Consider the following 13,105-nt stretch of genomic DNA (forward strand, 5'->3'; position numbering starts at 1 on the left):
ATATTATTTAAGTGTATTAATGTCAATTGATTTGGGGTTCTGAGCAATCTGATTGTGCTCACTACCACCATAAACGTACAGATTTCTAATGATTCTGTCGCCTAAACGAGTTTTAGGGAGCATGCCTCTAACAACTCTTGTTACTAACTCTCTTGCACCATTTGGTTTTGCTAAAATACTTGCAGGAGTTGATTCGCGCTGACCACCAGGATAACCTGTGTAACGAACATATACATGAGTATGCATTTTATCGGCGGTCATTTTAATCTTATCCGCGTTAATGACAATCACATTGTCACCGCAGTCAACGTGAGGGGTGTAATCTGGTTTGTACTTTCCTCTCAACAATTTTGCAACTTTCGAACCGAAACGACCTAAGATCTGATCCGTTGCATCAACAACAACCCATTCTTTATGAACTGTCTGTTTGTTTGCAGAAATAGTTTTGTAACTTAAAGTATCCACTTTAAAAATTCTTTTTAATGTTAACTACTAAAAAACAATTTTCCGACTCCTACAATTATCCCCGGACCGAATAATCGTAGTGCCAGATTTTTCTTTTATTCTTTTGATAATAATCGGCTTGCAAAAGTACGGCTTTTCTTTTAACTGACAAACAAAATCAGTTTTTTTTTGATGTTTTAGAAAAACCAACAGCTTAAAAGTTATTTAACGGAACCATGTGCCATCAACAGGTTCATCTTTTGGACGAGCAATACCACTGTTCCTTTCACTCAACACTTTGGATGCCGGTACATGTATAACCTTTCCATCAGAACTACCGTAACACAACTCACCATCACGACGAGCTGTGTCTTCAATAAGCTGACGCTCTGCCACTTCCAATCCATAGCGAAGCTTATTGCTAAATTCCTGATAATCTTCTTTAGTTGACATATCGCTTTATTTGATTAAACAAATTTTTATCATAAATATTAATCTCATCGCCTTTTCGAAATGCGTCTGCAACAATTACTCGAGGAGTATTACTATTATCTGCAAGCATCCAATAATCAACACAAGGCATATAAATTTTAAAAAGGTTTTCCAAACCGGACCGATAACGTCTTCGAACAACTAATGGAGGTATATCATGCCCTCCATTGGCCACCCTCTGTCTTACTCGTTCTATTGCTAATTCCGGGGAATTAAGCCAAAAATAAATCAGACTCACTGTATATCCCTTTTCTTGAGCCTGTTTAATCAAGCTAAGATAAGAACGTGTAGATAATGTGGTCTCAACAGAGAATGTTTCTCCAGATGTTAGCAACCCCATGATCCTTTGTATCATCAGTCGACCTGCCTGAATAGCAACACTTGAGGGATTGAACGGGGAAAGCCCCTTGGCGATTTCATCAGCATTGACAAATTCGCGACATCCTAAAATTTCCGGTAAAACCGAATAGGATGCTGTAGTTTTCCCTGCGCCATTACAACCGGCAATGATATATAGTGTAGCCATTCATTTCCCTTTTTACACAATACAATATCAGGCTACAAAATAAATAATTCCTAAAATGCTTTCCAAATTAGAAACGTGTAAAAGTGTTAAAATGTGCACATGTTATGATTTTATGTGCAAAAAAATGGAGAGAAAACTATTACAGTCTCTCCACCTTTCTTATGTAATATTAATTTAAATCATATCAAGAAAATATTGATGAACAGAAACCTCAGAGTCAAGTTCCGGATGAAATGAAGTTACTAACTGATTTTCTTGTTGAGCAGCAACAATATGTCCATTAACAATAGAAAGTATGTCAACATTATTCCCTACCTTATTTATATAAGGAGCTCGGATAAATGTCATAGGTATATCACCTATCCCTTTAACAGAAGCAACTGTATGGAAACTTCCCAACTGACGCCCATAGGCATTACGTTTCACAGTAACATCCATAGTCGCCAAACGATCTGCAGGTTCTTCTTCCACCTCTTTGGCTAATAATATTAATCCTGCACATGTTCCATAAACCGGCAATCCTCCTAATATGGCATCACGGATAGGAAAAAACAAATTCAAATCGTGGAGTAATTTTATCATAGTTGTACTCTCCCCACCGGGAAGAATCAATCCGTCTTTGGGGTGATTCCAATCATCCAATTGGCGAATCTCAAATGTTTCTGCACCTAATTGTTGAAGCCTCTGCTCATGCTCAATAAAAGCTCCTTGAAGAGCCAATACCGCAATCTTTTTCATAAACTATATCACGTATAATCTATTTTCCACGTTCAGCCATTAACAAACTAATTTCCTGTTCATTAATTCCCACCATGGCTTCACCTAAGTCTTCGGAAAGTTCAGCCAACTTGTCAGGATCGTTATAATTAGTAACTGCTTGTACAATAGCTGCTGCACGCTTAGCAGGATTACCCGACTTAAAGATACCGGATCCGACAAATACACCTTCGGCACCAAGCTGCATCATTAATGCCGCATCAGCAGGAGTAGCCACACCACCTGCCGCAAAATTTACTACAGGCAACTTTCCTTGTTGATGAACGAAAAGGACCAAATCATAGGGTGCCCCCAATTGCTTGGCAGCTTCATAAACTTCATTTTCGCTTAAGGAAGCAATACGGCGAATTTCACTTTGAATCAATCTTATATGACGAACAGCCTGTATTACATCACCTGTTCCGGGTTCTCCTTTCGTACGAATCATCGTAGCACCTTCTGCTATGCGACGAAGTGCTTCTCCTAAGTTCTTTGCTCCACAAACAAATGGAACATCAAACTTTGTCTTGTCTATATGATATACATCATCTGCCGGTGAAAGGACTTCACTTTCGTCAATATAATCTATTTGAATAGCTTGAAGAATTTGAGCCTCAACAAAATGGCCAATACGACACTTTGCCATTACAGGAATAGATACAGCTCCTTGAATACCTTTAATCATCTTCGGATCACTCATTCTTGACACTCCGCCTGCGGCGCGAATGTCTGCAGGAATGCGTTCTAATGCCATCACTGCACATGCACCTGCATCTTGTGCTATCTTTGCCTGTTCCGGAGTAGTAACATCCATAATAACTCCACCTTTTAACATCTGAGCCAAATTTCGATTCAATGATTGTCTGTCTTCTTTCATAATTCTATTTCTTTTTAATTTGATTTATTTCTAAATTCTCTTGGTGTAATATTTCTCGCTTTTTTAAAGAACTTGGTAAAATGTGCCTGAGAGCTAAAACCCAAATCGTATGCTATTTCCTGTACAGTCTTATTACTACCACTCAATAGTCCCTCTGCCTGATTCAATAAATAATCGTCAATCAGCATCTTCGGTGTTTTCCCTGCTAATCGTTTCGTAACCTGAGCAAGATAACGTGAGGTAACATTCAACTGATCAGCATAATAACGCACATCACTACTTCTTTGACTATTTAAAGTAATAAGACTAATGAACTCATTATAGAGTTCACTGCCTCGACCTTCCAAATTCCCAGCCAATACATATTGCTGACGAATATATGTTTTTGCTTTTTCTACCGATTCCGAAATGGTAAAACCTTGAGCCAAATAAGTGGCAATAGCAGATGAAAGTGTTCCTCCGATGCCATGCATTGACTCTGTCGCTGAAGGATAAGAGATATAAGATGGTTCCTTCACTCCCTTAATCAGCAGCACATCTGTTGCCGTTTCTTCCGAAGTATGTCCTTCTTGAAACAATACCGCTTCACTACCATATTTTAAAAATTCTTTAGCACAAGCAGTCATTTCCCCTACATTCTCCACCTTTTTATTAAGGAAATGAGATGCGGCTTGCCTGTTGACAACCACTAATGTACATAGTTTAAGGAACTGTGCTTTAATACGGCTAATTACGTCCGGTGACATTAATTGATCATTTCTACTTGACACTACTATCGGATCATAAACAATACACTTCGGATTATGACGAGTAAGAGCTAATGTGATAGCATCAACGACATCAACACTCCTAACCATACCGATTTTAACAGCAACCGGCTGAATATCATCAATAATAGCTTCAATCTGTCCAACAACAATGGCTGATGGCAAATCAAAAAACTCCTGAATACCTAACGTGTTCTGAACTGTCACTGAAGTAATAGCCGAAACAGCATAACCTCCCAAGGCTGTAATAGTCTTTATATCTGCTTGAACACCTGATCCACCGGTACTATCGGAACCGGTAATTGTCAGGACGGGAAGTGTTTTGTTATTCATATTCATAGACATCTTTCCTTTTTAAAACAAAGAAAACAGAAAAAACAGAAATAAAAAAATCAAGTTCTCATTTTGACAAATAATAGGCATTAAAATACAACATCTTTTTATAACTCAATTAAAAAACTTGCAACATGAAAATATATGCTGATATGCTCAATGCGCTATAAAGAGACTGATAAAAGTAATACGTATGAATCACCCGACTCATACGCATTACTAAATGAATATTATGAAGAATACGGAAACTCAACCATATTTCTTTCCACATTCTAATGCATGAAAACAATGCTATTATAGGTAGTTTCAAAAAAAACTTTTATTAATTCAGACTTTCTACAGAATTAAGCATTATCTTTGCCTCTCAAATTGTTAGAAGAAGATGATCGATTATTTACAGCAGATAGATACCAACTTATTTTTATGGCTGAATGGATTCCACAATTCCTTTTTCAACTCACTAATGTGGTTTGTCTCAGAAAAGTTTATATGGATTCCCATGTACACTATTTTCTTATATGTCATACTGAAAAAGTATAAATCGCATCATTTACAGTTATTTCTTATAGCTATGTTCTTCATTAATTTTGCCATTAGCGATTTCTTTTGTGGCAATTTTCTACGACATCTTATTTGCCGCCCACGTCCAGCCAATATGGAAAGTCCTATCTGGCAATTTGTTCATATTATAAACGGGTATCGTGGTGGCCATTATGGTTTTCCGTCATGCCACGCTGCCAATTCCTTTGGATTAGCAATGTTGACATATCTTCTATTTCGAAGAAAACGCATGGCACTGTTTATGTTCTCGTGGGCAGCTATCCATTCATATAGCAGAATATATTTAGGAGTTCACTACCCCGGAGACATTTTTGTAGGCGCAATAATTGGAATAACAATAGCAAGCTGCGTATTCCTGTCCTTTCAATATTTGTTGAATATCCGGCACGACAATTCTAAAAAATATATTAATTTAATACCTTATACCGGACTAACCATAATGGGGATTCTTACGCTCCTCGCATGCTTAGAGCGAATTGGCTTTAACATTCCCATATTAGCGCTTACAGGTGTTATCTGACCAAATCTTGAGGCACTCTCAAAGGCATTTCTACCTTCTTCCAAGTCTCATAAACCCAAGAATTAATATCATTGCCATTATTATCTTTTGCAATAAAATACTTCAGAACCATCAGTTCATTGCTATCTTTCAAGGAGAAATGAAGCACATTATCCGCACCTGACAACTGTGGTAAATCAATACTTTTCTCCACATGCTCTGTATAAACACTGTCAGAGTTCACTTTATATTTTCCTTCACCAATAATAATAGCGCCGTGATTCGGAATAACGGTCATATTTATAAACCTTCCGTTATCCGTTAACATCTTAAATGAATTGCTCGGCTTCAATTCACCAACCATATCCTGATTGCTTGATACATAGAAACACATCTGCCATATACCACGAATGTCCGGCTTACTGTGCTTTTGTCCCATTACACTAACTGATCCTGCCAATAAAAGAATCAACACAAATAAGAAATGAGAAAATTGTTTCATAGCATTACATTTTTAGTTAACTAATATCAAAAGTTCTCTATGGACAAATATAACATTTTTTTCTAACTTTCAAAGGTTTTAAACAAAAAAAATCAAGCAAATTAAAATTTGCCTGATTTTATATTCATTAATTCAACCTCTGATTTAGACTATCAGCCATATCAGAATTCAGCATTTTTCGGTGTTCGTGGGAATGGAATAACATCACGAATATTGGCCATACCTGTAACAAACAGAATCAACCGCTCAAAACCAAGTCCAAATCCTGCATGAGGACAAGAACCATATCGGCGAGTATCAAGATACCAACCATAATTAGCTTCATCCATGCCACGTTCTTTCATTTCAGCAGTTAATTTTGCATAACTTTCTTCACGAACCGATCCGCCAATAATTTCTCCAATACGAGGGAAAAGCACATCCGTTCCCTGCATAGTCTTACCATCCGGATTTTTCTTCATATAGAAAGCCTTTATCTCCTTTGGATAGTCAGTCATTATAACCGGACGTTTAAAATGTTTTTCTACCAGATAGCGCTCATGCTCGCTGGCAAGGTCCATGCCCCAACCAGTAATAGGGAATTCAAATTTATAGCCATTCTTTTGAGCCTCTTCAAGAATATTAAGTCCTTCACCATAAGGTAAACGAACGAAATCTTCCTTCAATACACTTTGAAGTGTCTCAAGCAATGATTTATCTATCATCTTATTTAAGAATGCCAGATCATCTTTGCAGTTATCCAACGCCCATTGAACACAATATTTAATAAAATCTTCCTCAAGGTCCATTAAACCTTCTTTATCAAGAAAAGCAACTTCCGGCTCTATCATCCAAAATTCCGCTAAGTGACGAGGTGTATTGCTATTCTCCGCACGAAATGTCGGTCCAAAGGTATATATAGCGCCTAATGCAGTAGCGCCAAGTTCCCCTTCTAATTGCCCACTGACAGTCAAACTCGTTTCCTTTCCAAAGAAATCACGTTCATAATCTACTTGTCCTTCTTTTGCGATACGATCTAAATCCAAGGTAGTAACCTGAAACATTTCACCTGCGCCTTCTGCGTCACTTGCTGTAATCAAAGGAGTGTTAAAGTAATAGAATCCGTGTTCATGAAAATAACGATGTATTGCAATAGCCATGTGATGACGAATGCGAAATACAGCGCCAAAAGTATTGGTACGAAGGCGGAGATGAGCATATTGACGCATATATTCAAAACTTTGTCCCTTCTTTTGCATAGGGTAATCACTTCCGCACAAGCCATAAATCTCAATGTCCTCACATTGCACCTCTGAGCTTTGCCCGGAACCAACACTCTCGACCAACTTACCTTTTACACTGATACAAGCTCCTGTTGTAATCTGTTTCAACTGCTCTTCATCAAATTTCGCGGTATCAACTACCACCTGCACATTATTAATAGTAGAACCATCATTCAACGCGATAAAATCAACAGCTTTGCTACTACGATGGGTGCGAACCCATCCTTTTACATTAACAATAGTGCCGTAATCTGTACGTTTCAGCAGATCGACAACTTTTGTTCTACGAATTTCCTCCATTAAAATTCCTTTCTCTTAATTATTCAAAAGATCCCATGTGAAGTATACTTACTTCTTGTTCAGTAAGAAATCTCCAATCTCCACGACGCAGGCCTTTCTTTGTCAAACCAGCGAAATAGACACGATCCAACTTATATACTTTATATCCAACAGCTTCAAATATTCGACGAACAATACGGTTACGTCCTGAATGAATTTCAATTCCTACTATTTTCTTATCTTCCAATTTAGGAAAGTTTATGTCATCAGCATGGATCTCTCCATCTTCCAATTCAATACCAGTTTTAATCTTTTCCAAATCTTCTTCGTCCAAAGGTTTGTCAAGTGTAACCTGATAAATTTTCTTTTTTTGGAATTTCGGATGAGTCAGTTTTGAAGCCAAATCTCCATCATTAGTAAGAAGTAAAACACCTGTGGTATTACGATCGAGTCGACCTACCGGATAAATACGCTCAGGACAAGCATTCCGAACCAGATCCATAACCGTCTTACGTTCTTGTGGATCTTCCGAAGTTGTGACAGTATCTTTTGGTTTATTCAATAATATATATACTTTATGCTCGATACGAACTCTTTGATCATGGAATTTAACTTCGTCAGAGCGAAGCACTTTAGTTCCTAACTCTGTTACGACTACACCATTTACAGATACAGCACCCTGCGTGATGTACTCATCTGCTTCACGACGAGAACAAATACCTGCATTTGCTAAATATTTATTCAAACGAATCGGTTCATTCGGATCAGCAAGAAGCTCCTTGTACTCAATTCGTTTCTTCATACTATATTTTGCATTAGGATTATAGTCGGCTGTATGAGGGCGGAAGCTACGGCCTCCTCCTTGTTGATAACGATTGTTCGGACGTCCCTGCCTATACCCTTGATTATATCCATCGTTAATACGTTGACGATGCGGACGCATTCCTTGCTGGTCATCACTGCCATTATTATAACGAGGAGAATAACCTCCGGGCTGACCACTATTATAATTGCCCTGTCTGTTATAGCTATTGGTACGTGGTCGATACGATCTTTGCTGACCTTCACCACCATTATTAAAATTTGGATTATAGCTATTTACTCTGCGATACGAACGTTGCTGCCCGTCATCTTCATTATCACCATTATTGGGAGTGAAACGTGGACGGCGCGGACGATCATAATTGTTGTAACGATTATATCCTCCTTGCTGTCCGTTTTGATTATATGGGCGATAAGGTCTCTGACGATTGTCACGATTGTAATTTGGATTGTAACCGTTTGTCCTTGGACGATAGCCACCTTCACGGTTTACATTCTGACCTTGACTCTGATTTTCATCATTTTCAGACTGCGTAAGTCTGTCTTCATTTTCTGTACTCATGGCTTTAAAATTAAAATTCGGAAAAGCCCTCTCGGGCGTTGTTGTTAAGATTAAAAAATCAAATACCTGTATAGTTGTGTGGTGTAATGGCACGCAACTCTTCTTTTACATTCTCACTCACGGTCAAAGAATTAATAAAATTCTGAATAGATTCTTTAGTAATTACATTATTCGTTCGTGTCAAAGCTTTCAAAGCCTCATAAGGACGCGGATAACCTTCACGGCGAAGAATAGTTTGAATCGCTTCAGCTACCACACTCCAGCAGTTGTCCAAGTCCTCATTAATCTTTTTCTCATTCAATAGCAATTTATGTAATCCCTTTAAGGTGCTCTTAATTGCGATGATAGTATGTCCCATAGGAACACCGATGTTACGAAGTACTGTGGAATCGGTCAAATCACGTTGCAAACGGGATATCGGCAACTTCTGTGACAAATGGTTCAAAATAGCGTTTGCCAATCCCAGATTACCTTCCGCATTCTCATAATCAATAGGATTCACTTTATGAGGCATGGCACTCGACCCTACTTCACCTTCCTTAATCTTTTGCTTGAAATATTCCATTGAAATGTACATCCAAAAGTCACGATTCATATCAATCATAACTGTATTAATACGTTTCATGGCATCAAAAATAGCGCCCAAACTATCATAATTCGAAATCTGAGTAGTATACTGTTCACGCTCCATTCCCAGTTTTTCACTGACAAACTTATTACCGAACTCTTTCCAATCAATTTCCGGATAAGCTACATGATGAGCATTATAGTTGCCTGTCGCGCCACCGAACTTAGCAGTAACAGGAAGTTGCTTCATTGCGTCCATCTGACGAATTAAACGATAAGAGAAGACTTTTATCTCTTTTCCCAAACGGGTCGGAGAAGCCGGCTGGCCATGAGTCTTTGCCAACATAGGAACATCTTTCCAACACTCTGCATACTCATCCAGTAAATCAATTAGTTCCTGAAGCTGAGGATAGTACACTTCGTTAAGCGCGTCTTTCAGTGAAAGAGGAACAGACGTATTATTAATATCTTGTGAAGTTAATCCGAAGTGTATGAATTCTTTGTATTTCTCCAGTCCACCCATTCGATCGAACTGTTCCTTAATGAAATACTCCACTGCTTTAACATCATGATTAGTCACACTTTCCATTTCTTTTACACGAGACGCGTCCTTCTCTGAGAAATTCTTATAAATATTGCGTAAAGTCTCAAACCGCTCATGGTCAAAGTCTTTTAGTTGTGGCAAAGGCAATTCGCATAGCGCGATAAAATATTCTATCTCCACGCGTATTCTGTAACGAATCAAAGCGAATTCCGAGAAATAAGAGGCCAAGACTCCCGCCTTCCCTCTATAGCGACCATCTACTGGTGATATGGCCGTAAGCATATCAAGTTCCATTTGCCTTCAAGCTATTAAAATTGGTAATAATGATATATTTGCTGCAAAATTAAGCAAATTTTCAAATCACACTCATAGTTTATCACTAAAGATACTTAAAAAGTATGGAGAAAAGGGTGCAAAAGATTGCTCCGGTTCCGAGCAAGACGACATAAAATAAGGAGAATTCGACGAATATAAAGCAACAGCTACTGAGTTGTACGTGAAACAATGAAAAATGATATGGATGAGTTCCCGTATTCATCAGAAGATTTATTTGTTTCACATCAGTGAAACAAGTGAATCACATCAGTGAAACAAGTGAATCACATCAGTGAAACAAGTGAATCACATCAGTGAAACAAGTGAATCACATCAGTGAAACAAGTGAATCACATCAGTGAAACAAGTGAATCACATCAGTGAAACGAGAGAATCACTTAAGTGAAACAAATAAATTATCAGTATAAGTTGAGTGATTCATCCACATGAGTAGCTCAACTCATACGCATCACATTTTCAACTCTCTTTATGATATATTTTAATGAACCTGACGGAAACGTAAAAACATCGTTTAAATATATTCTGTGGATACTTTTATCTCTTCTTTTGATTCTACATAACATTTCTCTTTTGTATCACACAAAACGCAAACAACCTTGAAAAATTACCATCAGATAAGCTGTGTGATAAAAATAAACGACAAAACAACCTGAATTAATCTTCCGATTGATATATTTTTTCGGAATCACCTTAAATATGGCGCAGGAGAAAAACAATAACAGACCAAAGGAAATATTAATATTTAAAACGTCACAAATTTATTTTAATCAGTACTCTTATCTTCAAATAAATTTATAAACCACTCAACTTTTCTCATCTTTTTCTTATCTTTGTAAGCTATATATACTTTCTGTTAAGAAGGAATCGTTATTAACGAATTGAAAAAAACATGAGTGTAGTAGATTTTATAAAGAAGACCGACCACACAGCTTTTTCGTTTGAAGTGCTCCCTCCGTTAAAAGGAACGGGAATAGAGAAACTTTATCAAACAATAGATACGCTGCGTGAATTCGATCCAAAATACATAAATATCACTACCCATCGGAGCGAATATATTTATAAGGATTTGGGTAACGGCCTTTACGAACGTAACCGTGTTCGTCGCCGTCCGGGTACCGTAGCTGTAGCAGCTGCCATACATTATAAATATAAGATACAGACTGTTCCACATGTTTTATGCAGTGGATTTACTCGCGAAGATACAGAATATCAGTTACTCGACCTTCAGTTCTTAGGCATAACAGATATCCTTATTCTACGCGGAGATAAAGCCAAAGACCAGCCGAGATTTATTCCTGAACCGGATGGACATGAGCATGCCATTGATTTGGAGAGGCAAATAAATGATTTTAATAACGGATTATTTGTCGACGGGTCTCCCATCAAAGTTACAGGTGCTCCTTTTCATTATGGAGTGTCATGTTATCCGGAGAAGCATGAGGAAGCTCCGAATATGGAACAGGATATATATTGGTTAAAAAAGAAAATAGAGACGGGAGCCGAATACGCGGTATCACAGATGTTCTTTGATAATCGAAAGTTCTTCAGTTTTGTTGATCGGATAAAGAAAATAGGAATAGAAGTTCCCATCATTCCGGGCATCAAGCCATTCAGCAATCTGAATCAGATTAACATGCTCCCAAAGACATTTAAGATAGATCTTCCGGAAGAATTAGCAAAGGAAGCAATTAAATGTAAGACCGATGAAGAAGCCAAAGCATTAGGTATAGAATGGTGCATCAGTCAATGCAAAGAATTGATTGCGCATAAAGTACCAAGCATCCACTTCTACTCAATGGGCGTAGCTGACAGTATAAAACAGATAGCAAAAGCTATATATTAAATATGTATTTTAAAGATGTAATAGGACAGCAAACCGCGAAACAGCGACTGATTCAGGAAGTGAAGGAACAACGAATCCCTCACGCGTTGTTGATGACAGGTCCTCAAGGCGTAGGAAAACTTGCTTTGGCCATAGCTTATGCCCGATACATCTGCTGTACAAATCCGACCGATACGGATTCATGCGGAGAATGTCAGAGCTGTCGGCTATTCGATAAACTAATTCATCCGGATGTTCATTATGTTTTTCCGGTCATCAAGAAGAAAGGAAGCAGTAAGGAATTCTCATCTGATGATTATATAAACGAATGGCGTGAGATGGTACTAAAATCTCCTTATTTTAGTTTGAATGATTGGTTAACCACAATGAAGGCTGACAATCAACAACCGTTGATTTATGTAAAGGAAAGCAATGAGATTATTCGTAAGCTGAGCGTTAAGTCTATGCTGGGCGGATATAAGATAGTCATTATCTGGTTACCCGAGAAAATGAACTTGGAATGCAGCAATAAACTATTGAAAGTTATTGAGGAGCCACCTTCGCAAACTGTTTTTCTAATGGTTTCAGATGATCCGTCAGTCATGCTGCCTACTATTCTGAGCCGTACCCAGCGATTTAATATTCATAGCCTGCCGGAAACGGAAATTGCAAATCGCTTATTACAAAACGGATTAACCGAAACAGACGCAAGAGCCATTGCTCATAATGCCGAAGGCAGTTACTTGAAAGCAATAGAAACGTTGTCTATCAGTGAAGATAATGAAGAATATTTTGATTTCTTTGTCCAACTGACGCGGCTGGCTTATATGAAAAAAGTAAAAGAGCTGAAGGATTGGAGCGAAAAGATTGCAAATTACGGAAGAGAGTGGCAAAAAAGTTTTCTATCTTACTGCCAACGAATGGTTCGAGAGGACTTTATTTACAACTTCCATCAGCCGGATATGGTTTATCTGAATACAGAAGAAAAGAAGTTTTCTCAGAATTTTGCTCCTTATATAAACGAGCGAAATGTTATTGAAATAATGAAGGAACTAAATGAAGCAGCATTACATGTTGAACGAAACGTCAACGCAAAAATGGTTTTCTTTGATTTTGCGCTGAAAATCATTATGCTGTTAAGAAAGAAATAAATA

Annotated in this window: 13 protein-coding genes; 3 read left to right on the forward strand and 10 right to left on the reverse strand. The window is 37.8% G+C overall.

The window, feature by feature from the left end; translation table 11 throughout:
• Window positions 1–3: 3 nt before the first annotated feature.
• From rplM to thiD, 6 genes are all read right to left on the reverse strand, one after another.
• Window positions 4–465, reverse strand: a complete 462-nt coding sequence (gene rplM, locus LO761_RS03480) for a 50S ribosomal protein L13 (protein ID WP_272816939.1) — start codon at window positions 463–465, stop codon at window positions 4–6.
• 204 nt (window positions 466–669) lie between these two features.
• Window positions 670–897: a hypothetical protein gene (locus tag LO761_RS03485; protein ID WP_272816940.1), complete on the reverse strand. Its 228-nt coding sequence runs from the start codon at window positions 895–897 to the stop codon at window positions 670–672.
• Window positions 887–1,462: a zeta toxin family protein gene (locus tag LO761_RS03490; RefSeq protein WP_272816941.1), complete on the reverse strand. Its 576-nt coding sequence runs from the start codon at window positions 1,460–1,462 to the stop codon at window positions 887–889. Before LO761_RS03490 ends, LO761_RS03485 begins: the two co-directional genes overlap by 11 nt.
• A gap of 174 nt (window positions 1,463–1,636) precedes the next feature.
• Window positions 1,637–2,200, reverse strand: a complete 564-nt coding sequence (gene pdxT, locus LO761_RS03495) for a pyridoxal 5'-phosphate synthase glutaminase subunit PdxT (RefSeq protein WP_272816942.1) — start codon at window positions 2,198–2,200, stop codon at window positions 1,637–1,639.
• A 19-nt stretch (window positions 2,201–2,219) separates the two neighbouring features.
• On the reverse strand, window positions 2,220–3,095 hold the full coding sequence (pdxS, locus tag LO761_RS03500; RefSeq protein ID WP_272816943.1) for a pyridoxal 5'-phosphate synthase lyase subunit PdxS: 876 nt from the start codon (window positions 3,093–3,095) through the stop codon (window positions 2,220–2,222).
• A 14-nt stretch (window positions 3,096–3,109) separates the two neighbouring features.
• On the reverse strand, window positions 3,110–4,195 hold the full coding sequence (thiD, locus tag LO761_RS03505) for a bifunctional hydroxymethylpyrimidine kinase/phosphomethylpyrimidine kinase (protein ID WP_272816944.1): 1,086 nt from the start codon (window positions 4,193–4,195) through the stop codon (window positions 3,110–3,112).
• Window positions 4,196–4,577: 382 nt separating this feature from the next.
• Between thiD and LO761_RS03510 the strand changes: the two genes are divergently transcribed.
• On the forward strand, window positions 4,578–5,276 hold the full coding sequence (locus LO761_RS03510) for a phosphatase PAP2 family protein (RefSeq protein ID WP_272816945.1): 699 nt from the start codon (window positions 4,578–4,580) through the stop codon (window positions 5,274–5,276).
• Here the strand turns inward: LO761_RS03510 and LO761_RS03515 are convergent.
• The 4 genes from LO761_RS03515 to purB all read right to left on the reverse strand — a co-directional run bounded on the left by LO761_RS03515 (window position 5,269) and on the right by purB (window position 10,087).
• On the reverse strand, window positions 5,269–5,757 hold the full coding sequence (locus tag LO761_RS03515; protein WP_272816946.1) for a DUF4488 domain-containing protein: 489 nt from the start codon (window positions 5,755–5,757) through the stop codon (window positions 5,269–5,271). The genes LO761_RS03510 and LO761_RS03515 overlap by 8 nt on opposite strands.
• 161 nt (window positions 5,758–5,918) lie before the next feature.
• The gene (gene asnS / locus LO761_RS03520) at window positions 5,919–7,310 is read right to left on the reverse strand and encodes an asparagine--tRNA ligase (protein WP_272817007.1); all 1,392 of its coding nucleotides are present in this window, start codon (window positions 7,308–7,310) and stop codon (window positions 5,919–5,921) included.
• A gap of 28 nt (window positions 7,311–7,338) precedes the next feature.
• Complete coding sequence (locus LO761_RS03525; RefSeq protein WP_272816947.1) at window positions 7,339–8,682, reverse strand: pseudouridine synthase; 1,344 nt, start codon at window positions 8,680–8,682, stop codon at window positions 7,339–7,341.
• A 58-nt stretch (window positions 8,683–8,740) separates the two neighbouring features.
• Window positions 8,741–10,087, reverse strand: a complete 1,347-nt coding sequence (purB, locus tag LO761_RS03530; protein WP_272816948.1) for an adenylosuccinate lyase — start codon at window positions 10,085–10,087, stop codon at window positions 8,741–8,743.
• Window positions 10,088–11,018: 931 nt separating this feature from the next.
• Between purB and metF the strand changes: the two genes are divergently transcribed.
• Together metF and LO761_RS03540 are read left to right on the forward strand one after the other, a co-directional pair.
• Window positions 11,019–11,972 carry a methylenetetrahydrofolate reductase [NAD(P)H] gene (gene metF / locus LO761_RS03535; protein ID WP_272816949.1) on the forward strand — a complete coding sequence of 318 codons (954 nt, stop codon included), beginning with the start codon at window positions 11,019–11,021 and terminating at the stop codon, window positions 11,970–11,972.
• Window positions 11,973–11,974: 2 nt separating this feature from the next.
• Window positions 11,975–13,102, forward strand: a complete 1,128-nt coding sequence (locus LO761_RS03540; protein ID WP_272816950.1) for a DNA polymerase III subunit — start codon at window positions 11,975–11,977, stop codon at window positions 13,100–13,102.
• Window positions 13,103–13,105 lie beyond the last annotated feature (3 nt).

It is taken from the genome of Phocaeicola oris, from assembly GCF_021295095.1.
In the GTDB taxonomy this organism is placed as follows: Bacteria; Bacteroidota; Bacteroidia; order Bacteroidales; family Bacteroidaceae; genus Phocaeicola; species Phocaeicola oris.